The sequence below is a fragment of the Gordonia aurantiaca genome, assembly GCF_039939235.1.
In the GTDB taxonomy this organism is placed as follows: Bacteria; Actinomycetota; Actinomycetes; order Mycobacteriales; family Mycobacteriaceae; genus Gordonia.
Window position 1 is genome coordinate 525,122 of the sequence record NZ_JBDUUF010000001.1, and the last position, 22,140, is coordinate 547,261.

General features: G+C 68.2%; 23 protein-coding genes. 11 read left to right on the forward strand and 12 right to left on the reverse strand.

Annotated elements, in window-relative coordinates:
* Window positions 1-2: 2 nt before the first annotated feature.
* Window positions 3-1,229: a Rieske 2Fe-2S domain-containing protein gene (locus tag ABFT43_RS02390; protein WP_347958794.1), complete on the reverse strand. Its 1,227-nt coding sequence runs from the start codon at window positions 1,227-1,229 to the stop codon at window positions 3-5.
* Window positions 1,230-1,454: 225 nt separating this feature from the next.
* Here ABFT43_RS02390 and hsaA point away from each other — a divergent pair, with 225 nt between their 5' ends.
* The 8 genes from hsaA (at window position 1,455) to ABFT43_RS02430 (ending at window position 8,456) form a co-directional block, all read left to right on the forward strand.
* On the forward strand, window positions 1,455-2,639 hold the full coding sequence (gene hsaA, locus ABFT43_RS02395) for a 3-hydroxy-9,10-secoandrosta-1,3,5(10)-triene-9,17-dione monooxygenase oxygenase subunit (RefSeq protein ID WP_347958795.1): 1,185 nt from the start codon (window positions 1,455-1,457) through the stop codon (window positions 2,637-2,639).
* 43 nt (window positions 2,640-2,682) lie between these two features.
* Window positions 2,683-3,594, forward strand: a complete 912-nt coding sequence (gene hsaC, locus ABFT43_RS02400) for an iron-dependent extradiol dioxygenase HsaC (protein WP_347958796.1) — start codon at window positions 2,683-2,685, stop codon at window positions 3,592-3,594.
* 17 nt (window positions 3,595-3,611) lie between these two features.
* Entirely contained in the window at window positions 3,612-4,184 is a 573-nt protein-coding gene (gene hsaB, locus ABFT43_RS02405; protein WP_347958797.1) for a 3-hydroxy-9,10-secoandrosta-1,3,5(10)-triene-9,17-dione monooxygenase reductase subunit, read from the forward strand.
* Window positions 4,181-5,377, forward strand: coding sequence for a hypothetical protein (locus tag ABFT43_RS02410; protein WP_347958798.1), 1,197 nt, complete (start codon window positions 4,181-4,183; stop codon window positions 5,375-5,377). Before hsaB ends, ABFT43_RS02410 begins: the two co-directional genes overlap by 4 nt.
* Window positions 5,374-6,156 carry an SDR family oxidoreductase gene (locus tag ABFT43_RS02415; RefSeq protein ID WP_347958799.1) on the forward strand — a complete coding sequence of 261 codons (783 nt, stop codon included), beginning with the start codon at window positions 5,374-5,376 and terminating at the stop codon, window positions 6,154-6,156. The genes ABFT43_RS02410 and ABFT43_RS02415 overlap by 4 nt, the downstream gene beginning before the upstream one ends.
* Window positions 6,149-7,291 (forward strand): sulfotransferase family protein, encoded by a 1,143-nt coding sequence (locus ABFT43_RS02420; protein ID WP_347958800.1) that lies wholly within the window; start codon window positions 6,149-6,151, stop codon window positions 7,289-7,291. The genes ABFT43_RS02415 and ABFT43_RS02420 overlap by 8 nt, the downstream gene beginning before the upstream one ends.
* Window positions 7,292-7,384: 93 nt before the next feature.
* Window positions 7,385-7,744, forward strand: coding sequence for a hypothetical protein (locus ABFT43_RS02425; protein WP_347958801.1), 360 nt, complete (start codon window positions 7,385-7,387; stop codon window positions 7,742-7,744).
* A 76-nt stretch (window positions 7,745-7,820) separates the two neighbouring features.
* On the forward strand, window positions 7,821-8,456 hold the full coding sequence (locus tag ABFT43_RS02430) for a TMEM175 family protein (RefSeq protein WP_347958802.1): 636 nt from the start codon (window positions 7,821-7,823) through the stop codon (window positions 8,454-8,456).
* A 4-nt stretch (window positions 8,457-8,460) separates the two neighbouring features.
* Here the strand turns inward: ABFT43_RS02430 and ABFT43_RS02435 are convergent, their stop codons facing one another.
* From ABFT43_RS02435 to ABFT43_RS02465, 7 genes are all read right to left on the reverse strand, one after another.
* On the reverse strand, window positions 8,461-9,564 hold the full coding sequence (locus ABFT43_RS02435; protein WP_347958803.1) for an acyl-CoA dehydrogenase family protein: 1,104 nt from the start codon (window positions 9,562-9,564) through the stop codon (window positions 8,461-8,463).
* Window positions 9,561-10,529 (reverse strand): acyl-CoA dehydrogenase family protein, encoded by a 969-nt coding sequence (locus tag ABFT43_RS02440; RefSeq protein WP_347958804.1) that lies wholly within the window; start codon window positions 10,527-10,529, stop codon window positions 9,561-9,563. Before ABFT43_RS02440 ends, ABFT43_RS02435 begins: the two co-directional genes overlap by 4 nt.
* A 4-nt stretch (window positions 10,530-10,533) precedes the next feature.
* Window positions 10,534-11,700, reverse strand: coding sequence for an acyl-CoA dehydrogenase family protein (locus ABFT43_RS02445; protein WP_347959250.1), 1,167 nt, complete (start codon window positions 11,698-11,700; stop codon window positions 10,534-10,536).
* A 1-nt stretch (window position 11,701) separates the two neighbouring features.
* Window positions 11,702-12,622 (reverse strand): enoyl-CoA hydratase, encoded by a 921-nt coding sequence (locus ABFT43_RS02450; RefSeq protein WP_347958805.1) that lies wholly within the window; start codon window positions 12,620-12,622, stop codon window positions 11,702-11,704.
* Between the two features lie 54 nt (window positions 12,623-12,676).
* Entirely contained in the window at window positions 12,677-13,153 is a 477-nt protein-coding gene (locus tag ABFT43_RS02455) for a hypothetical protein (protein ID WP_347958806.1), read from the reverse strand.
* 96 nt (window positions 13,154-13,249) lie between these two features.
* The gene (locus ABFT43_RS02460; protein WP_347958807.1) at window positions 13,250-13,843 is read right to left on the reverse strand and encodes a dihydrofolate reductase family protein; all 594 of its coding nucleotides are present in this window, start codon (window positions 13,841-13,843) and stop codon (window positions 13,250-13,252) included.
* Between the two features lie 82 nt (window positions 13,844-13,925).
* Window positions 13,926-14,849 carry an IclR family transcriptional regulator gene (locus ABFT43_RS02465; protein ID WP_347958808.1) on the reverse strand — a complete coding sequence of 308 codons (924 nt, stop codon included), beginning with the start codon at window positions 14,847-14,849 and terminating at the stop codon, window positions 13,926-13,928.
* A 51-nt stretch (window positions 14,850-14,900) separates the two neighbouring features.
* Here ABFT43_RS02465 and cysD point away from each other — a divergent pair, with 51 nt between their 5' ends.
* The 3 genes from cysD to ABFT43_RS02480 are packed head-to-tail and all read left to right on the forward strand — an operon-like array spanning window position 14,901 to window position 18,526.
* The gene (gene cysD / locus ABFT43_RS02470) at window positions 14,901-15,866 is read left to right on the forward strand and encodes a sulfate adenylyltransferase subunit CysD (RefSeq protein WP_347958809.1); all 966 of its coding nucleotides are present in this window, start codon (window positions 14,901-14,903) and stop codon (window positions 15,864-15,866) included.
* Window positions 15,866-17,725: an adenylyl-sulfate kinase gene (cysC, locus tag ABFT43_RS02475; RefSeq protein WP_347958810.1), complete on the forward strand. Its 1,860-nt coding sequence runs from the start codon at window positions 15,866-15,868 to the stop codon at window positions 17,723-17,725. The genes cysD and cysC overlap by 1 nt, the downstream gene beginning before the upstream one ends.
* Before the next feature lie 21 nt (window positions 17,726-17,746).
* Window positions 17,747-18,526, forward strand: a complete 780-nt coding sequence (locus ABFT43_RS02480) for a 3'(2'),5'-bisphosphate nucleotidase CysQ (RefSeq protein ID WP_347958811.1) — start codon at window positions 17,747-17,749, stop codon at window positions 18,524-18,526.
* A gap of 11 nt (window positions 18,527-18,537) precedes the next feature.
* Here ABFT43_RS02480 and ABFT43_RS02485 read toward each other — a convergent pair whose 3' ends face one another.
* From ABFT43_RS02485 to eccA, 4 genes are all read right to left on the reverse strand, one after another.
* Window positions 18,538-18,960 (reverse strand): hypothetical protein, encoded by a 423-nt coding sequence (locus ABFT43_RS02485; protein WP_347958812.1) that lies wholly within the window; start codon window positions 18,958-18,960, stop codon window positions 18,538-18,540.
* Window positions 18,961-19,067: 107 nt separating this feature from the next.
* Entirely contained in the window at window positions 19,068-19,607 is a 540-nt protein-coding gene (locus ABFT43_RS02490) for a hypothetical protein (RefSeq protein WP_347958813.1), read from the reverse strand.
* Between the two features lie 14 nt (window positions 19,608-19,621).
* Complete coding sequence (locus ABFT43_RS02495) at window positions 19,622-20,125, reverse strand: hypothetical protein (protein WP_347958814.1); 504 nt, start codon at window positions 20,123-20,125, stop codon at window positions 19,622-19,624.
* A gap of 206 nt (window positions 20,126-20,331) precedes the next feature.
* On the reverse strand, window positions 20,332-22,134 hold the full coding sequence (gene eccA, locus ABFT43_RS02500; RefSeq protein WP_347959251.1) for a type VII secretion AAA-ATPase EccA: 1,803 nt from the start codon (window positions 22,132-22,134) through the stop codon (window positions 20,332-20,334).
* Window positions 22,135-22,140 lie beyond the last annotated feature (6 nt).

The window sequence follows — 22,140 nt, forward strand, 5'->3', positions numbered from 1 at the left end:
CGTCAGACCTGCGCCTTCTCCGACGGGTCGGCGTCGGTCTCGGCCTTCTCGGCCTCCTCGCGCTGACGTCGCAGGTTCTCCTCGATCTCCACGCCCCAACTCTCGAGGGCCTTCGTCGTGTCGATCTCGTACTCGAAGCGGCCGGTCATCTCCTCGGTGACGTCGGCCTTGTCGACGTAGAACTGCTCATACCAGCGCCGCAGCTGGTACACCGGACCGTCCTCCTCGACGAGGAGCGGGTTCTCGATGCGGGTCTTGTGCTTCCAGATCTCGACGTCCTGGAGGAAGCCCACCTCGACGCCCTTGCTGATCTTGTAGGCCATCTTCGACGCCTGCTCCGGGGTGAGTCCCTCGGGGACCTTCGCCATCACGCCGTACATCAGCACGAAATTGTTCTCGTCGATCGGGTAGTGGCAGTTGGTCAGAATGGTCTCGACCGCGTACTCGCCGTAGTACTGGACCATCGGGTTGAGCATGTACGACGGTCCGTAATACGCGGCGATCGATTCCAGGCGGCTGTCACCGTAATTGGTTCCCAGCGTGACGTCGGGGCGGCCGTGCGAATTCATGTACTGCGCGGCGATCTCGCCCTCGAAGACGTTCTTGAAGTAATCCGGCAACGCGAAATGGACGTAGTAGAAGTGCGCCATGTCCACGACGTTGTCGATGATCTCGCGGCAGTTGGAACCCTCGATCACGATGCGATTCCAGGTCCAATCGGTCCATTCGTCGGAGCCGTACTCGTCGAGCGCCGGGATGATGCACTCCTCCGGCGGCGGATCGCCCTCCGGGTCGTTGTAGACGAATACCTGCCCGTTGCGGATCATCGACGGCCACGAGCGGGTCTTGGCCAGCTTCGGGTTGCGCTTGGCGTACGGCACGTCGGCGCAGCGGCCGTTGCCCTTCCACTTCCAGCCGTGGAACGGGCACGCGACGTTGTCGCCGTCGAGTTTGCCCTGCGACAGGTCCGCGCCCATGTGCCGGCAGTACGCGTCGAGGACGTTCAGCTCACCCTTGGTGTCGATCCAGACGACCAGCTTGGTGCCGAAGACCTGGACCGAGTGCGGCTTCCCGTCGTCGAACTCCCGCACCAGTCCGAGGCAGTGCCACCCGCGGGCGAACCGGGTGGGGGGTGCGCCGGTGTCGATCTCCCGGATACCCACCTCGGCGTCGCTCTCGCGCGGGGAACCGGGGGTGCTCGGGCTCATCGTGTCGGGTGCAGATGACATTTGCCCTCTCCTGTCTGTGACTGGTGTCGCATGGAACCACTGTCCCCGATACTAGAACACGTTTCAAATTCTCATGGACGATCATGTGTCGGATTCGCGATCACGCCTGTACATGGGCACAAAGTCCCAGTGCTCGACAGAAATGAGAACGTGTTCTAATCTCGAACCCGATGGGTTAAGCGGCCGGCCGGTCCGGCTGACGAGAGACAGGTAGGAGCAGGCGAGATGCCAGCACAACGGAGCGAAGCCGCCGAGCAGGTCCTGGAGAAGATCAACGCCCTGCTCCCGGAGATCGAGCAGCGTGCCCAGGCCACCGAGGATCTGCGGCGGATTCCCGACGAGACCGTGTCCAGCCTGGAGACGGCGGGGTTCTTCAAGCTGATGCAGCCCGAACAGTGGGGCGGTTACCAGGTCGACCCGGTGACCTTCTACGAGGCGGTCCGTCGGATCGCGTCGGCGTGCGGCTCGACCGGCTGGGTCGCGGGCATCATCGGCATCCACAACTGGCACCTCGCCCTCTTCGACCAGCAGGCGCAGGAGGACGTGTGGGGCAAGAACCCCAACGTCCGCATCTCGTCGTCGTACGCGCCGATGGGCATGGGCGAGGTCGTCGACGGCGGCTACAAGGTCAACGGCTCGTGGGCCTGGTCGTCGGGATGTGACACCGCGGACTGGGCGTTCGTCGGCGGCCCGGTGATCAAGGACGGCAAGCCGGTCGACTTCGTGAGCTTCCTGATCCCGCGCGAGGACTACACCATCAAGGACGTGTGGAACGTCGTCGGCCTGCGCGGCACCGGTTCCAACACGCTCGAGGTCAAGGACGTCTTCGTCCCGCGTCACCGCATGCTGAGCATGCGCACGATGTCGATGGGGCAGAGCCCGGGCCTGGAGGTCAACACCGCCCCGGTCTACAAGATGCCCTGGGGCACCATCCACCCCAGCACGATCTCGACGCCGATCGTCGGCATGGCGTACGGGGCCTACCGCGCCCACGTCGAGCATCAGGGCAAGCGTGTCCGCGCCGCGTACGCGGGGGAGAAGGCCAAGGACGACCCGTTCGCGAAGGTCAGGATCGCCGAGGCGGCCAGCGACATCGACGCCGCATGGCGACAGTTGACGGGCAACCTGCAGGCCGAATACGACCTGATCCTCGCCGGCGAGGAGATCCCGATGGAGTTGCGCCTGGCCGCACGGCGTGACCAGGTCCGCGCCACCGGACGCGCGATCTCGGCCATCGACCGGCTCTTCGAGAACTCCGGCGCACACGCGCTCGAGAACGGCACCCCGATCCAGCGGTTCTGGCGCGACGCGCATGCCGGCCGGGTTCACGCGGCCAACGACCCGGAGCGCGCCTACGTCGCATTCGGCAACGGCGAGTTCGGGATTCCCATCGGCGACACGATGGTCTGATCCGGATTCCGCCAAACACAACCACACGAGGAGTGTCGTGGAGATGAGTGACTGTCCGATCCGATCGCTGGGGTACATGAGGATCGAGGCGACCGACATCCCGGCCTGGCGCGAGTTCGGGCTGAAGGTCCTGGGCATGGTCGAGGGCAAGGGCATCACCGAGGGGGCCCTCTACCTGCGGATGGACGATTTCCCGGCGCGTCTGGTCATCGTGCCGTCGGACCACGACCGGCTGGCGTGCTCGGGCTGGGAGGTCGCGAACGCCGAAGGGCTGCAGGAGGTCCGGGACCGGCTGTCCCGTGCGGGCGTCGTGTACCGGGAGGGCAAGGACGAGGAGCTCGCCGACCGGCGCGTCGCCGAACTGATCAGCTTCTCCGACCCGGCCGGCAACACCCTCGAGGTGTTCCACGGCGCCGCGCTCGAGCACCGGCGCGTCGTGAGCCCGTACGGGCACCGGTTCGTCACCGAGGAACAGGGCCTCGGCCACGTCGTGCTGACCTGCACCGACGACAAGGCCGCCCTCGAGTTCTACCGTGACGTCCTCGGATTCAAGCTGCGCGACTCCATGCGGCTGCCCCCGCAGGTGGTGGGACGCGAAGAGGGCGACGAGGTCCCGTGGCTGCGGTTCCTCGGCTGCAACCCGCGTCACCACTCGCTGGCGTTCCTCCCGATCCCGAACAGCACCGGGATCGTGCATCTGATGGTGGAGGTGGAGAACTCCGACGACGTCGGCCTGTGCCTCGACCGCGCGCTACGTCGCAAGGTGCCGATGTCGGCCACGCTCGGTCGGCACGTCAACGACCTGATGCTGTCGTTCTACATGAAGACGCCTGGCGGTTTCGACGTCGAATTCGGTTGTGAGGGAAGGACCGTCAACGACGACGAGTGGGTGGCTCGGGAGAGTACGGCCGTCAGTCTCTGGGGGCACGACTTCAGCGTCGGGTTCAAGAACTGAGACGGCCCGGCACCGATATGGCACAGACTCCATACGGCACCGAGGAGTTCGACTCCCGTCAGTTCCGGACCGCGATGGGCCAGTTCTGCACCGGCGTCACGGTGATCACCACGCTCGACGACGCCGAGAAACCCGTCGGGTTCGCGTGTCAGTCGTTCGTCGCGCTCTCGCTCGACCCGCCGCTTGTGTTGTTCTGCCCGATGAAGACCTCGCGGAGCTGGAAGGCCATCGAGAACAACGGCAAGTTCGTCGTGAACGTGCTGTCCAACCGGCAGCAGGACGTGAGCGCGGCGTTCGGCGCGCCGGGTGACGACAAGTTCCGCAACATCACCTGGGATCCGTCCCCGACGGGCCTGCCGGTCATCCGACACGGCCTGACCTGGGTGGAGTGCGACATCGAACGTGTCACAGATGGCGGCGATCACCACATCGTCATCGGGCGGGTGCGTCTGCTCGGCGAGGTGCTGCAGGATCGGCCGCTGCTGTTCTACCGCGGCGGCTACCTGTCCACCGAACACCCGCGGGTCACACCGGCCCAGGCCGAGCTCGAACACTTCTTGACCTGGACCGGAGGAGACACCTGGCTATGAGCTCGAGCGAATTCGCCGTCCCGGCCGACATCACCGCGCCACTCACCGATGCGATCGCGGAGGCCGAGAAGCTGATCGCGTCGGCCGAATTCGCCGAGACGGAGCAGGATCTCGCCGAGGGCTTCGACTACCTCGCGGGCAGCATCGCGGCCATCGTCCAGCTGGTCCGGGCGCGGTCGCTGTCGCATCCGAACTTCGTCACGTCGACCGGTCCGTCGACCAAGATGGGTCTCGACAACCCCGACACGCTCTACTACCACGCCGACGTCGAACCGACCGGAACCTATCTGGTGCGTGGACGCCGGGGCACCACAACGGATCTCAGTTTCCAGGTGTTGCGCGGTGACTACACGCCGTCCACGGTGCCCGGCGGCGAGGACGCCTTCGACGACCGGCGCCTGCAGATCGCGGCCGACGGTACGTTCGAGCTGACCTTCGGTCCGGCGATCCCCGACCCACCCGACAACTATTTCCCGCTCGGTGAGGGCGCGTCCATGCTGGCGGTGCGGGAGGTGTATTCGGACTGGACCGAGCGCAAGGGCTCGATCACCATCGAGCGGGTCGACACCGTCGGCACCGCACCGGCCGAACCCGATCTGGCGCGGGTCGCGCGACGCTACGCGACCGCCGGGAAGATGCTTCTCGCGCGCATCAACACGTGGTTCAACTTCCCCAAGTGGTTCTATCTCGACGAACCGGTCAACACCTTCACCCCGCCGCGGCAGACGCCGGGGGGTCTGAGCACCCAGTTCTCCTCGGTCGGGCACTACCGCTTGGCGCCCGACGAGGCGATGGTCATCACGATCCCGAAATCCGATGCGCCGTACCAGGGTTTCCAGCTCGGGAGCATGTGGTACATCTCGCTCGACTACGTCAATCACCAGACCAGCCTCAATTCTGCTCAGGCGCAGGTCGATCCGGACGGGATGATCCGGATGGTGGTCGCGCACCGCGATCCCGGGATCGCGAACTGGATCGAGACCACCGGCCGCGCCAAGGGGATCCTGCAGTTCCGCTGGCAGCGTGTGGACTCGCCGATCGGGCCGGAACTCGGGCCGACGGCGGTCGTCGTGCCGATTGACGAGGTGGGTGATCACCTGCCGTACTTCGCGCAGAACAAGATCGACGAGGCGGGCTGGAGGGACCGGATCGCCGCACGTCAGCGCGCATTCGCCGAAAGGATGCTGGGATGAGTGGTCTGCTCGGCGACAAGGTGGTCGTCGTATCCGGTGTCGGACCGGGACTCGGGCGGTCGATCTGCCTGCGTGCCGCCGCCGAAGGTGCACGCGTCGTGCTCGCCGCCCGGACCGAGTCGCGGTTGAAGGAGGTTGCCGCGGAGGTCGACGCGGCCGGCGGGACATCGCTGGTCGTGCCGACCGACATCACCGACGACGCCGCGGTGGCCAACCTCGTGTCGACCACACTCGCCGAGTTCGGCCGTGCGGACGTGCTGGTCAACAACGCATTCGCTTTGCCGTCGATGAAACCGCTGGGCCGCACCGGTTTCGAGCAGATCACGAACAGTCTCGAGGTCACCGTGGTGGGAACGTTGCGCGTCATCAAGGAGTTCACCGACGCGCTTGCCGCGGCGAAGGGCTCGATCGTCAACATCAACTCGATGGTGATCCGCCACTCCGAACCCCGCTACGGCAGTTACAAGATCGCCAAGTCGGCGTTGCTCGCGATGTCGCAGACGCTCGCCACCGAGTTGGGTGACAAGGGCATCCGGATCAATTCGGTTGCACCTGGGTACATCTGGGACGACCAGCTCAAGTGGTACTTCGGGGAGATCGCCAAGAAATACGGCATCACGCCGGAGCAGGTGTACGAGCAGACGGCGTCGAGATCCGACCTGAAGCGTCTGCCCGAACCCGACGAGATCGCCGACGCCGTCGTCTTCCTCGCGTCGCCGATGGCGCGGGCGATCACCGGCCACACCCTCGACGTGAATTGCGGTGAATTCCATGACTAGTGCTGAACGCACCGATGTCGGCACCATCGAGGACCTGCACGCCTCGGCGACCCGGGCCACCGGCCTCGACGACTTCGGGGACACCGACTACCTGGAACCGCTGGGCATCCTGCTCGAGTCGTATCGCACGGAGGCCGGGCTGACCGAACTCGGCAGCAAGATGTTCCGGTTCTTCCTGAAGGGCGCGCTCGTCGCGCGGCTGCTGAGCGAGGCGTCGTGGAAGGCGCATCCCGAACACGCCGACGTCGAGATCAGCCGGCCGGTCTTCGTCACCGGACTGCCCCGCACCGGGACCACGGCATTGCATCGACTCCTCGCGGCCGATCCCGACCACCAGGGACTGGAGATGTGGCTGGCGGAGTTCCCGCAGCCGCGGCCGCCGCGCGACACCTGGGCGGACAATCCGGTCTTTGCGCAGATCCAGGCGGGTTTCGCGCAGCACCACGTCGAGAACCCCGAGTTCATGGGGCTGCACTACATGGACGCCGCCGAGGTCGAGGAGTGTTGGCAGCTGCTGCGGCAGTCGGTCATGTCGATCTCGTACGAGTCGCTCGCCCACATCCCCACGTACTCCCAGTGGCTCGCGCGGCAGGACTGGACGCCGGCGTACCGGCGGCACCGCAAGAACCTGCAGCTGATCGGCCTCAACGATCCCGGTAAGCGATGGGTTCTGAAGAACCCGAGCCACCTGTTCGCGCTCGACGCGCTCATGGCCGCCTACCCGGATGCGCTGGTGATCCAGACCCATCGCGCACCGACCACGATCATCGCGTCGATGTGCAGCCTCGCCGATCACGCCACCCGCGGTTACTCGACGACGTTCACCGGCGACCAGATCGGGCGCGACCAGCTCGAACTGTGGTCACGCGGGCTTCGGGAGTTCTCGAAGGCCCGCCAGAAGTACGACCCGGCACAGTTCCTCGACATCGACTTCGCGGACCTGCGCTCGGATCCGATCGGCACCGTCGAGCGTGTCTACGAGGCGCTCGGAACACCGATGTCGGATGCCGCCCGGGCCGCGGTCGTCGCGCTCGACGAGGAGAGCAAGTCCGGGCCGCGCAAGCCGCAGCACCGGTATCAGCTGTCGGACTACGGACTCGACGTGGAGACGGTGGCGGCGGCGTTCGGAGGGTGAGCACGTGCGTGTTGCGGGTCGCCGTGACGCCGGTACCCTTCCGCTGATCGGATCGTGCGACGGGTGCACGAAGACACTCGGGGAGGATGGCCGGTGACCAGCAGCCGCAGCTCCGTGCAGTACAGCGTCGGCCTTCCCAATTCGCAAGGGCAGCTTCACCAGGTGGCGCTCCCCGGCGGGGAGGTTCCGCCCATCAGCCGCGATCTCGACGAGGTGCGATCCTGGGCGGTCCGCCACGCCGGGAACTTCCGCGAACCGCTTCACATCATCTACCGCATCATCGGGCCCTGGCGGGATGGTCCCGTGCCACGCGCGACCGCCGAGGAGCGTCTCGACGACCTGGTCCAGGTGCTGACCCGGGCGGTCGAGCGGGGTGAGTCCGTGGACCCGGTGGACGTTCTACGGCTCATCGCCGACCCCGAGGAGCCGATTCCCCGGCGCCGGAGGCAGTAGGGAGGGCGTCCCCGCGAAGAACTGCGCCCCGCCCGATCGCCGCGCGGACGGTCCGACCCGGAACTACATTTCTTCCATGGCAGAACCGGAGAATCTGCGCTCGTCGGAAGGCCTGACCCGTCTGGTCGCGTTCACCGACGCCGTCGTGGCGATCGCGCTGACGCTGCTGGTGCTCCCGCTGGTCGACATCACCAACGACCTGCACGACGACCACGAGACCTCGGTCGCGGAGCTGGTGGGCGATCACTCGCTCGAGATCACCAGCTTCGTCGTCAGCTTCGTGGTGATCTGGATTCTCTGGCGCCAGCACCACCGCACGATGGAGTACTTCGCGTCCTACGACTCGGTACTGATGAACCTGAACTTCGTCTGGCTGTTCACCATCGTCGTGTTGCCGTTCACCACGGCGATGGTCGACGACAGTCGCGTGGAGTGGGCCAACAGCCTCTACATCGGCACCCTCGCGGTGTCGGTGGCGTGCCTCGTCGGCATCTCCCAGTGGGGACAGCGGCACCCGGATTTGCTGGTCGAACACGAGGCCGCCGAATCCTGGAAGCGGACATCGGGAGGCCGGGGCACCCTGTTGTTGCTGACCGTGGCCCTGATCGTCGCCCTCGTCGCGCCGGTGACCGGGATCTGGCCGCTGGCGCTGTTGTTCCTCACCGACCCGGTCGAGAAACTCATCGACCGGGTCCGGTTCGGCACGGAGTAGCCGCTCAGCCGGTCTTCTGCAGCCGCTCGGCCACCTCTGTCACGGCCGTGTGCGGCGCACCCAGCAGCTGCGACGTCGCCTGGGCGCGTTTGAAATACAGCTGGATGTCGTGCTCCCAGGTGATGCCGATGCCGCCGTGCAACTGGATGGCCTCGCCGGCGATGCGGCGGTAGGCATCCGAGCAGTACACGTGCGCGGCGAGCGCGAGGTCGGCGGATTCCGGGGCGTCGGCGGACACGGCCGCGACCGCGGCCCGCGAGATCGACCGTGCGGTCTCGACGAGGACGTACATGTCGGCCATCCGGTGCTTGAGCGCCTGGAACGAGCCGATCGTGCGGCCGAACTGCTTGCGCGACTTGGTGTAGTCGACGGTCAGGTCCAGTGCACGTTGCGCGGCACCGACCTGCTCGGCCGACAGCAGCGCCCACCCGAGCGCGCGCAGCCGCTCCGCCAGATCGGCCGGCGTCGGGATCGGGGTCGACGCGACCTCGTCGAATCGCACCGTCGACAGGCTCCGGGTCGGGTCGAGCAGCGGCAACGGCGAGATCGTCACACCTTCCGCGCCGGCCGCCACCTCGTGCAGGGTGATGTGCTCACCCGAACCGGACGCCAGCACGAGCAACGTGTCGGCGGTCTCCGCATCGATGACGAAATGTGCGGTACCGGTGAGCAGCCCGGCCTCTGCCCGGACTCCCGGCGTGTCCCAGCCGCGTTCGCCCGCCCAGCACAGCGCGGCCGTGCGTTCACCGGTGGACAGCTCGGGCAACAACCGCTCGGCCGGCTCCGAATCCCGCGAGTACAGCAGCGCGCCGGTCGCCAGGACCGCTGACCCGAAGGCCGGGACCGGACTCAGCGCGGCGCCGAGCTCCTCGAGGACCGCCGCGAGTTCGGCCCACGACGCGCCGGCACCGCCGGACTCCTCCGGGATCGGCAGCGCGGCCACGCCGATCTCGGCGCACAGCGTCTGCCACAGGCCCCGGTCGATGCGGCCGGGCGAGGCCATCGCCTTGCGCACCGACGCGGTGTCGCCGCGGCGTCGTAGCAGGTCGCGTACGGCCTCGGCGAGCGCCTGGCGTTCCTCGGCGGAGATCGAGAGGGTGTCGGTCACAGCGTCTCCAGGATGCGTCGACGGTGGACGGCGGGCGATCCCCAGGCGGACAGGAGCGCACGCGTCTTGGTGATGTACAGGGACAGATCGTGTTCGGCGGTGTAGCCGATCGCGCCGAGTACCTGCAGCGAACGCCGGGCCGCCAGGTGCGCGGCGTCGGCGGCGGCGACCTTCGCGGCCGAGACGTCCCGAGAGACGTTGGTCCCCTCGGGCACCTGACCGTCGATGCCGAGCGCCGCCGCATGGACCAATGGGCGCGCCATCTCGAGCGCGATCGCGACATCGGCGAGCTGGTGCTTGACCGCCTGGAAGGAGCCGATCGGACGCCCGAACTGCTTGCGCGACTGCGCATACTCACTGGCCAGGGTGAGCATCGTCTGTCCGAGGCCGAGCAGTTCGGCCGCGGTGGCCAGCGCGCCGGCGTCGACCGCGTCGGACGGGTCGACGCCGGTGGCGAGGGTCTCGTCCGGTTCGACCCGCGACAGGGTGCGGGTCGGGTCGACCGTCTTCTCGGTGCTCACCACCCGCCCGGTCGACAGCACGCCGTCCTCGACGACGTATACGTCGGCCGACTCGACGTCGGCGGCCAGCGGCTGCAGCGGGGGGATGGCGCAGGTCGCCAGCCGCCCCTCGGCCAGGAGGTTGAGCGGACCGTTCACGTCGGCGTCACGCAACAGGATGGGCAGGACCGCAACGCTTTCCACGATCGGTCCGGGAGCGCAGTGGCGGCCGAGCTGTTCGACGGCGACGACCATCTCCACGGCTCCGGCGCTGCTGCCGCCGTGGGATTCGTCGATGAGGAGACCGCAGATCCCCGCGTCGGCGAGTTGCGAGTAGACCTTGGTGACGGCCGTCCGGTCGCCGGCCGCCCATGCGCGCGCAGCGGTCGGCATGTCGGCCTTGCCGAGCATGGCGTCGACGGTCGCGGCCAGGTCGGTGTGGATGTCGGAGAGTTGAAAGTCCATGAGATCAGCGGTCTCCGCGGGGAAGGCCGAGCAGCCGCTCGGCGATGACATTGCGTTGGATCTCGTTGGTACCCGCATAGATCGGGCCCGACAGGGAGAACAGGTATCCGTCCATCCAGTCGTCGTGGAGTTCGGCGTCCGGCCCCTGCAGGTCCAGGGCGGTCTCGTGGGCGGCGATGTCCCACTGCGACCAGAACACCTTGTTGATCGACGACTCCATGCCCAACTGGCCACCGGATGCGAGCCGGCTCACGGTCTGCCAGGTCGACAACTCGTAGGCGCGCGATCCGATCCAGGCGTCGGCGACCCGTGCGTCGACGTTCGCCGTCGACGGCACCTCGTCGCGCCGCGACCGCCACAGGTCGACGAGCCGGTCGGTGGTCGCCAGGAACCGTCCCGGCGCGCGCAGCGACAGTCCGCGTTCGTTGGCGGCGGTGCTCATCGCGACCCGCCAGCCGTCGTTGACGGTGCCGATCACCCCGGACTCGCCGGGGTTGTCCGGGTCGTCGGGCACGAAGACGTTCTCCAGGAACAGCTCCGCGAAGCCGGGCTCGCCGTCGAGTTGGGCGATGGGACGTACCGTGACGCCCTCGGCGCGCAGGTCGAACATGAAGTAGGTGAGGCCCCTGTGGCGCTGGGCCTCTTTGTCGGTGCGGAACAACCCGAAGGCGCGGTCGGCGAAACTCGACCGTGAGCTCCAGGTCTTCTGTCCGTTGAGCAGCCAGCCGCCGTCGGTGCGCGTGGCGGTCGACCGCAGGGAGGCGAGGTCGCTGCCGGCCTCCGGCTCGCTCCACGCCTGGCCCCAGATGTCGTCGCCGCGTGCCATTCTCGGCAGGATCCGTTCGAGCTGGGCCGGGTGGGCGTGTTCGAACAGGGTGGGTGCCAGCAGGAAAATGCCGTTCTGGCTGACACGCCCCGGTGCGCCGGCCCGGTAGTACTCCTCCTCGAAGATGACCCAGTGGAGCAGCGGTGCGTCGCGTCCGCCGTACTCCTCGGGCCAGCTCACCACGGACATGCGGTCGGCGGCCATCTCGCGTTCCCACTCGCGGTGGGCCTCGAAGCCCTCCGCGGTGTCCATGGACGGCAACGGTTCTCTCGGCACGTGTTCGGCGAGCCAGGCGCGGACCTCCGCGCGGAATTCGTCGGCGGCGTCGTCGAAGAGCAGGTCCATGTCAGCCACCCGCTCCCGACGGCACGGACGAGCCCGCGGCCTTCATGGACTTGGCGTCCATGCCGCCGAGCGAGTCGCCGCCGGCCTCGGCGTTGGCGGCGTGGGCGAAGTGATGCCAACCGAACACCGAGTCCATCGCGTTGCGCATGCCCATCTGGTCCTCGCAGATGTTGACGGCCTTCTTGCTGAGGAACAGCCCCTGCATCGGCATCGCGACCGCCTTCTCGGCGATCTCGTTCACCTTGGCCGCCAGCTGATCGCGGCTGACGACGTGGTTGACCATCCCCCAGTCGGCTGCCTGGGTTGCGGTGAATCGCTCGCCGGTGAACAGGATCTCCTTCGCCCGGCGCGGACCGAGGACGAAGGCGTGGGCGAAGTACTCGACACCCGGGATGCCCATCCGTGCCACGGGGTCGGAGAAGAACGCGTCGTCGGAGGCGACGATGAAGTCGCAGATCCACGCCAGCATCAGTCCGCCGGCGATGCAGGCGCCGTGGACCTGGGCGATGACCGGCTTGGGGATCTCGCGCCAGCGGCGGCACATCCCCATGTAGACCTCCATCTCGCGGGCGAGACGCTGGTCTGCGCCGGTCTTGTCGGTGTGGTCCCAGTGCAGGACGGCGACGTTGTCGTAGTAGGTGTCGAAGTCGCGTTCGGGGGTGCCGATGTCGTGGCCCGCGGAGAAGTGTTTGCCGTTCGCACGGAGAACGATCACCTTGACCGATGCGTCGTCGACGGCCTTGCGGAAGGCCGCGTCGAGCGAATAGGTCATCACCGAGTTCTGGGCGTTGCGGTACTCGGGTCGGTTCAGCGTCACGTACGCGACCGCGGACTCGGGGCCGCCGACCTCGTAGGCGACCGGCGTGGTGTCCGGGCCGAGGTCGTCGGGCCCGAGTGCGGGCGGGATCACGGCATCACTCATGCCCACGAGCCTAACCTAGCAAGTGCTTGGTTGGTAGCCTTCCCGGTTCTGCGGTCAGGGGATGTTGATGGTCCCGCTGCAACTCGTCGACGGAATGGCCCACAGTGCGTTGCGGTTGACCGCGCCGAACGTGACGTTCACCCTGCCGCGGCCGATCTGGCCCAGCGGGATGACGAAGTAATGGACGCCCTGATAGGGCGGGTTCACGCGGGTGTTGCTGACCTTGCTCCCGCGCTTGCCGGTGGCGGGGTTGTGCCAGTCGAGGCGGGCCGTCGACTGGTAGCCGCCCGGGAAGTAGCTGGGGAAATCGGTGGCGATGTAGGCGTTGCCGTCGTAGGTGCTGACGATGGCGCGGCGGGCCAGGAACGGCACGTCGACGATGTTCGGCGACACGCCCACGCACGTCGACAGCGGGTACTCGCGGGAGGGCGACGCATCGGCCTGTCCCGCGCCCGCCAGGCCGACCGCCGCGGCGGCCAGGAGTGACGTCGCAGCGGCAACCGCCCGGGTGATTTTGTGTGTCCGGGCCATGTCGAACTCCTCACCTTGTCGGAACGCGCGTGTGGCGCGGCTCACAGGGATTGTCGCCGCAACGGGCTCCGGGCGTTACCCATTTCCGCCGGCGCGTCATTCGCCCGGACGGTGCAGGGTCGGCCGGTACACGAGTTCCTGGGTGCGCCCGTCGAGCACGCGGCTCGAGAGGAGTTCGAGGTCGAAGTCGTCGAACCCCGCGAAGACCGGGGAGGTTCCACAGGCGCCGGTCAACACCGGAAAGATCGTCACCTGGATGCGGTCGATCAGACCCGCCGCCGCAAGCGCCCGGTTGAGCGAGAGGCTGCCGTGTGAGCGCAGCGGGAGGTCGGATTCACCCTTCAGCCGGCGCGCGATCTCGACGCCGTCGCCGCCGACGACCGTCGCGTCGGGCCAGCCGCCGGTGTCGGTGATCGTCGACGACACCACGGTCGCCGGGGTCCGGCGCATCGCCTGCACCCACGGGTCGAAGAACTCCGAGTCGGGTCCGGCCTGGCCGGTCATCGTGACGAACTCACGGAACGTGTTGCCGCCGAATACCATCCGCTGTTGTCGGGTGAACTGCCCGGCGCGGTGGGCGAGGAGTTCGGATCCTTGTCTGCCCCAGTAGCCGCCCCAGTCCCCGGGCTCGGCGTACGAACCGAATCCGTCGAGGCTGGTGAAGATGTCGAATGTGTAGGTCGCGGCCATCGGTCCGTCTCCTCTTCAGGTGAATACCGTCAGAGGGTGTGACCGCGGCGACCGGTCGAACTCATCGGCGCCGTCGACGATGTCAGCGCAGCTGTGCGGTGATCGCCTCGGCGCTCGCGCGCGTGGCGTCGGCCAGCTCGTGGAATCCGGCGAGGGGGAGCGTCGCGTTGGGGCAGGCCACCACGGAAGCGACGACCGAGCCGGCTTCGTCGAAGACGGGCGCGCCGATGGTCACGACCGCGACGCCGGCTTCCGCGGCGGCTTCGAGTTCCTCCGGGAGGTAGTCGACGACGGACAACTCTGTGAGCAGGTCACCCACGCGGCTGCGCAGTGTCTCGGGCACGGTGTCGAGCGAGCCGAGCGCCTCGATGACGGCCACATGGTCATCGGTCATCCGCTCGATCGAGTATCCGCGTTCGGCGACGACGTCGAGCGCCATGCGCAATCGCGTGCGGGTGGACTCGGCCGCCCGTGCAATCCACGCCTCCCTGTCCTCGGGCGGATCGAACGCCACGAACTCCCGGCAGATCGGCGGGCGGATCCGGATCCGGCTGCCGTCGCGCAGCCACGGATGCGGGTCGGATTCGGGTGCGAGGTGCGGTGGGAAGGCGTGCGCCGCGAGCGTGAGGACGTCCGACGACGCGCGCCGGGCCACGAAGAACGGGATGCCGAACCGATCGCAGAGGTCACGCGTGGCCTCTGCGGCCCATCGCTGGAGTTGATCGGTGCCGCCGGCCCTGCGGGCCAGTGCCACGAACCCCGGGCCGAGACCGTAGCGTCCGGTCGCCGGATCGCGGCGCAGCCAGCCGTGGTCGGTCAGTTCCGAGACGATCGCGTGCGCCGTGGCGCGCGACAGCGAGGTCTGGCGGACGATCTCGGCAAGGGTCAGCGACCGCTGATCGGTGGTGGCCAGGAGTTCGACGATGTGGACCACGCGGGCGGTCGGCGGCGACGCGGGCCGCGCCGGTTGACGCGTCCGCTCGGGGTCACCTACCGTCGGTGTCACATTGTCAACACTTAATGTCGAATATTCGACATGTCAAGGGGGTTGCGCGCGGTGACCAGTACGACAGACACCGGGGGCCATGACGGCGGTGCTGCCCGCCGGTCGTCTCACCGCAGCTACGAGCTGTCCCATCTCGAGGCGCTCGAGGCCGAATCGGTGCACATCTTCCGCGAGGTCGCGGCCACCTTCGAGCGGCCGGTGCTGCTGTTCTCCGGTGGCAAGGACTCGGTCGTCATGTTCCACATCGCCCGCAAGGCGTTCTGGCCGGCGCCCGTCCCGTTCCCGCTGATGCACGTCGACACCGGCCACAACTTCGACGAGGTCATCGAGTATCGGGACCGCGTGGTCGAGAAGACCGGCGTCCGCCTCATCGTGAGCTCGGTCCAGGACGACATCGACGCCGGCCGCGTCGTCGAGCCCACCGGCCCGGGTGCGAGTCGCAACCGGCTGCAGACCACCGCGCTGCTGCGCGGGATCGCCGAGAACCGCTTCGACGCGGTGTTCGGCGGCGCCCGCCGCGACGAGGAGAAGGCCCGCGCGAAGGAACGGGTGTTCAGCTTCCGCGACGAGTTCGGTGCGTGGAACCCGCGCGACCAGCGGCCCGAATTGTGGCGGCTCTACAACGGCCGCCACCACAAGGGCGAGCACATCCGCGTGTTCCCGCTGTCGAACTGGACCGAACTCGACATCTGGCAGTACATCGCCGCCGAGGGCATCGAACTCCCCTCGATCTACTACGCGCACCAGCGCGAGGTCATCCCGCGTGACGGCATGCTGCTCGCGAAAACCCGATTCCTCCAACCTCTTCCGGGCGAGGAGGTGCGGGTGGAGACCGTGCGGTTCCGCACCGTCGGCGATGCCACCTGCACCGGCTGCGTGCTGTCCGGCTCCGACGACGTCCAGAAGGTCATCGCCGAGATCGAGGCGACCCGGCTGACCGAACGCGGCGCCACCCGCGCCGACGACCGGATCTCCGAATCCGGCATGGAGGATCGCAAGAAGGAGGGGTACTTCTGATGAGCGGCTCCGACCACAGGGGGGCCACCGAACTGTTGCGGCTCGCGACCGCGGGATCGGTCGACGACGGCAAGTCCACGCTGATCGGACGGCTGCTCTACGACTCGAAGGCGATCTTCGCCGACCAGCTCGAGGCGATCGAGCGCACCAGCGCGGCGCGCGGCGACGAGTACGCCGACCTCGCGCTGCTCACCGATGGCTTGCGCGCCGAGCGTGAACAGGGCATCACCATCGACGTCGCGTACCGCTACTTCGCAACGCCCAAGCGGAAATTCATCATCGCCGACACCCCGGGGCACATCCAGTACACCCGGAACATGGTGACCGGCGCATCGACCGCCGACCTCGCGATCATCCTCATCGACGCGCGCAAGGGCGTGCTCGAGCAGACCCGGCGCCATGCGTTCCTGTCGACGCTGCTCGGCATCCCGCACCTCACCGTGTGCGTCAACAAGATGGACCTCGTCGACTGGTCGCAGCAGCGGTTCGACGAGATCTGCGCCGACTTCGTCGATTTCGCGGCCAAGCTCAACGTCGCCGATGTCACCTTCGTCCCGATCTCGGCGCTGCGCGGCGACAACGTCGTCGAGCCCTCGTCGGCGATGCCGTGGTACGGGGGACGTCCTCTGCTCGATCACCTCGAGAACGTCTACATCGCCTCCGACCGCAACCTGATCGACGCGCGGTTCCCGGTGCAATACGTGATCCGCCCCCAGCGTGCCGACGGCCTCGACCACCGCGCCTACGCCGGCACGGTGGCCGGTGGCGTCTTCACCAAGGGGGACGAGGTCGTGGTGCTGCCAAGTGGTTTCAGCACGAGGATCACCGCGATCTGGGGGCCCGGCGGCAAGTCGGTCGACCAGGCGTTCGCGTCGATGGCCGTCTCGATCGAACTGGCCGACGAGATCGACATCGTCCGCGGCGACATGCTGGCGCGGCCCAACAACCGTCCCTATGTGGGTCGCGACATCGACGCGCTGACGTGCTGGTTCTCCGAGGACACCGAGCTGCGCCCGGGCAACCGGTATCAGCTGCTGTGCGGCACCCGGATGACCCGTGCGCAGATCAGTGGACTGAACTACCGCCTCGACGTCAACACGCTGCACCGAGACGGGCACGCGGATGCGTTGTCGCTCAACGAGATCGGTCGGATCACCCTGCATACGCAGGAGCCGGTCATGTTCGACTCCTACCGGCGCAACCGCGACACCGGCAGCTTCATCCTCATCGACGAGGCCACCAACCGGACCGTCGCGGCGGGCATGATCACCGCCCCGGTGAGCCATGACAGCCACGTCGTCTGGCAGGCCTCCAAGGTCTCGCGCGAGCATCGCCCGTACCGCGGCGCCACGATCTGGCTGACCGGGTTGTCCGGATCGGGCAAGTCGTCGCTCGCCGTCGAACTGGAGCGACGATTCGTCGCCGAAGGCCGGCCCGCCTACCTGATGGACGGCGACAACCTGCGCCACGGACTCAACTCCGACCTCGGTTTCTCCGACGACGACCGGCGCGAGAACATCCGCCGGACCAGCGAGGTCGCGGCGTTGTTCGCCGATTCGGGTGCGGTGGCGATCGTCTCGCTGATCAGCCCGTTCGCCGAGGAACGTCGCCGGGCCCGCGAGATCCACGCCGAGCGCGGCCTGCCGTTCTACGAGATCTTCATCGACACACCTCTCGAGGAGTGCGAACGCCGCGATCCGAAGGGGCTCTACCGTAAGGCGCGCCGGGGCGAGATCGGTCAGTTCACCGGCATCGACTCCCCGTACGAGCGGCCACAGGACCCCGAACTGGTCATCACCCCCGACGACGGCGAGCCGGCCGAGGTCGCGGACATGGTGATCCGTAACCTGGGGCTGTAGCCCCGACCCGAGAGGACAGCCGTGACCGACGATCGAGTCTTGGCGGGCGACCTCGCCACCGCAGCCGGCGAACTCCTGCTGGACATCCGCAAGACCAGCGGTCTGGTCGGCAAGGAGCTCGGGAAGGCCGGTGACCAGCGGTCCAACGATTTCCTGCTGAACCGGCTGGCGGAGGAACGTCCCGACGACGCCGTGCTGTCGGAGGAATCCGCGGACGACAAGACCCGACTGACCGCCGAGCGGGTGTGGATCGTCGACCCGGTCGACGGAACGCGCGAATACGGAACCCATGAGAACGGTGGCGGCCGTACCGACTGGGCCGTGCACGTGGCGCTGTGGTCGGCGACCGACGGACTGATCGCCGGGGCGGTCGCGTTGCCCGCACTCGGGGTGACCTACCTCGACGACGACACGGCCGTCGAACCCGTGGAAGGGCTCGCGTCCCGGCCCCGCACCGGGGTTCCGCGGGTCGTCGCGAGCAGTTCGCGGCCACCGGCCTTCGCCGACGAGGTCGCCGCCGCGATCGGCGGTGAGGTCCTGCCGATGGGGTCGGCGGGCGCCAAGGCGATGGCCGTCGTGCGGGGCGAGGCCGACGCCTACGTGCACGCAGGCGGTCAGTACGAATGGGATTCGGCCGCACCGGTCGCCGTCGCGCGGGCGAAGGGACTGTGGTGTGGGCGAATCGACGGTTCTCCGCTGTCGTACAACAACGACGACACCTACCTGCCCGACCTGGTCATCTGCCGGCCGGAGTTCACCGAGGCGATCCTCACCGTGACCAGCGGCGGCGCCGGCGGCTGAGGCCGCTCACGTCACCGCGGCCGCTTGTGCAGCATGTTGTAGACGGTCTCGTCCGGGGTGGCCGGGCAGAGGATGCCGAGCAGGTTGGCGACCGTCTCGAAATTCCGGGTCGCGCCCACGCCGATGAGCACCGCGATCTGGTGGGACTTGTCCATCTCGACGAATTCGCGGCAGGTGATGCTCGCGGAGTTCGGCGGCGGAGGCACTTCGGAGATCGGCGGCCTGGTGCTCGTCGGTGTGGACGGGGCCGTCGAGTACGGGCTCGAGGATTCGGAGTCGAGGTCGTCATCGGACGAGGACGTGCCCGTCGGGGTGGCGCTGAGCTCCGACGGGTCGGCGAGCGGCGTGCCCTCCGTCGTGCAGGCGCCGAGCCCGGTGGCCGCGGCGGCGATCAGCAGTGTCGCCGCGAGCGTGCGCAAGTGTGTTCCGGTCACCAGGTCCCCCAAATCCGGTCGCAGGTTCGGGCGATCATATCCGAGTCCCGAGCCGGGGTCCGGACGGCGATCCACAGCCTTGGCGCGGGCGGACCGGGGCGCCGGTGTCAGTGCGTGAGGATGACCTTGACCACGACGATCGCGGTGGCGACCAGGGTGACGGCCGCCGAGCCGATGAGCGTTGCGCGACCGGATCTTTCGTTGTTGAGCCGGTCGATGACGAACATGGTCCCGCCGATGCGCAACAGGATCACGATCTCCGCGGCCAGCTGGGCGGTGCGTGGTTCGAGCCAGCCGAGCCACGCGGCCGCCAGGATGAGGCACGGCACAGAGGCCGACGTGAGGATCGGCACCGAGTCCCGCAGATGGTGCAGGATCATCGATTTCGTGGGGTGGATCGGACCCTCGTGCACCCGTCGGCCGACCGCCTCGGCGAAGACATGCGCGACGAACGTCGAGAACGCGGTGCCGAGCACGATGAGGATGCCGACGTAGTCCTCGGTCAGGTGCAGCGGGATGAGCGCGGCCAGGATCAGGATGTTGCCGTAGATGTAGGCGCTGATGCGAGGCGCCGCGTGGTCGCGGTCGAGTGGACGGCTCCGGGGCAACAACGGGCCGTGCAGCACTGTCCACGGGCGGTTCGTCATGGACAGTGAACGTATCAGCGGCCGGGCACGAGTTCATCCAGGACGTCGGCGACCTTGTCGCGCTCGCGGCCCAGGCACGCCGCGGCCGCGACCATCGCGACCTGTTCGGAGTTCGACTTCACCCCGAGCGCTGCGACCGCGGCGGCCCGCGCGTCGTCCTCGAGCTCCCGGAACTCGCGGCAGCTCGGGTTCGCGGCCCGGGCCCCGGACGGTGCCTTCGTGGACGGTGCCTTCGTGGACGGTGTGGAGGCGCCGTCGGTGTCCGGTGCGGTGGGAGCGGCCGCAGCGGATGTCGCCGAGGTCGTCGCCGAGGATGACGCGGAGGATGACGCGGACGGTGTGCGGGAAGAGGTCGTGGCGGCCGAGCTCGCCGAGCTCGGCGTCACCGAGGTGCTCGGTCCGGGTTCGGCCTCGTCGGACGAGCATCCGCCGATCGTCAGGGCCAGGGCGGCGACGAGACCGGCGAGCAGGCCGGAACGGGAACGGACACAGGACTTCGCCGGCGGCGACGTGGACATACTCACAACCTCTCTGTGCTGACGTGAGCTGGGCCGAGGTGAGCGGGCGGAACACGCGCAGAGAAGACTAGCGCGAGCGGCGGACCCCGATGCTCGACACCTCGGGGCTCGACACCTCGGGGCTCGACACCTCGGGGCTCGACACGTCTGGGCTCGACCCATGTGAACTCGACCCGTCGGGGCTCGACTGCTCCGGGCCGGACGTCTCAGCGGCGCAACCCCGACAACACCCCGGAGAGGGCCGAGCGGACGTCGTCGACCTCGATGCGCATCAGGTCGTCGGCCGACAGCGACTCGAGATCGGCGGTGGTGGAAAGCCGGTACTCGCGTTCCTCCTCGGCGGCCTCGACGATGTTGCGGATGAAGCGGCCGTTGCCCGCGAGATCGGTGGCGCGACGGGCGTTCTCGCCCATCCCGCGGACGTCGTGATAGAGCGGCGTGCAGGCCTGCTCGAGTTCGGCGACCGCTTCCGGGGTGAGCGCGGAATCGCGTTTGCGCGCGATGAATTCGCCGATCTGGGCCAGTTCGCGCGGGGTGTACGAGTCGAACCGGATGCGGCGTGCGAATCGAGACGCGAGACCGTCGTTGGCGGCGAGGAACCGGTCGATCTCGCTGTCGTAGCCGGCGATGATCACCACGAGTCGGTCGCGGTCGTCCTCCATGCGCGCCAGCAGCGTGTCGACGGCCTCGCGGCCGAACGCGTCGCCGCCGGACAGCCCCTGCTGGATGAGGGTGTAGGCCTCGTCGATGAACAGCACGCCGTCCATCGCGGAATCGATGAGCGCCGAGGTCTTGATGGCCGTGCTGCCGAGGTGTTCGCCGACCAGATCGCGCCGGGAGGCCTCGACGACCTTGTCGGTCTTGATGAATCCGAGTCCGCAGTAGATCTTGGCGACGATCCGGGCGACCGTCGTCTTGCCGGTGCCGGGCGGGCCGGTGAAGGCGAGATGCAGGCTACGGGCGGTGGTCGACAGGCCACGGTCGGCGCGCACCCGGGCCAGCATCGCCGCCGACTGCAGCTTGGCGACCTGCTGCTTCACCGACTCGAGGCCGATCTGCTCGTCGAGTTCGCGCTGCGCCTCGGTCACCAGCTCGCCCGCCGCAGCGGCATCGCCGTCACCGCCACCGTCCGCCGCTCCGGACGGCACCGGGGTCGTGCCGCGCTCAGGCACCGACGCGGGGTCCCACTTGTCGGTGCGGGCGGCGATCTCCTCGGGAGTGGTCTGGACGAGCATCAGGGAGGGGAACTGCAGCGCCTGCGCGGCGTCGGCCATCGCCGGGTTGCGCGCGTAGGCCTGCTCGAACATGGCCTTGGCCTTCTCCTGGTGGCCCTGCGCGCGCAACGCCATGCCGTAGAAGAACATCGCCCTCGTCGCGCAACCCGCGACCGGCCCGTCCATGGCGTTCTGCAGGCGGCGCATGCCCTCGCCGAACATCCCGAGGTGCGCACAGGCGACCCCGGCCATCAGGTCGGCGACCGACTGCAGCACCGTGTCGCCCCACCGGTCGGAGCGGGTCAGCGACGTGAGCACATCGGGCCAGCGCTGCGTCGTGTAGTGCAGTCGCGCGCGGACGAAGTCGACGATCGGCAGCCGGTGCGCGGGCGGGATCTCGTCGAGGACCTCCTCGGCGCCCGCATGATCGGCGCCGCGGATGAGGCTGGATGCGTAGGCGGCGGTCGCGTCCACGGCGGTCGTCGCCGGGTAGTCGACGTAGAAGTCGGTGCTCCACCGCCCGGCGAGCGTTCCGGGTGGCAGGCCCAGCCTGCGCTGCTCGGCGCCGATGGACGCGCGCGCCCGGTACAGGCCCAGCAACACCTCGTCGGTGTTGTCGCCGCACGCCATCCGGCCGATCCAGGCGTCGCCGAGCGACGGATCCCATTCGGTGGCCCGGGTGAAGGCCTTCGCCGCCTGGGCCGGGTTGTTGACCGGCTCCTGGCCGTCGAGGGGGATGTTCAGGCTCAGCACACCCAGTTCGAAGAGTGCCCTCGCCTTGCGCACGTCGGCCATCGCGTC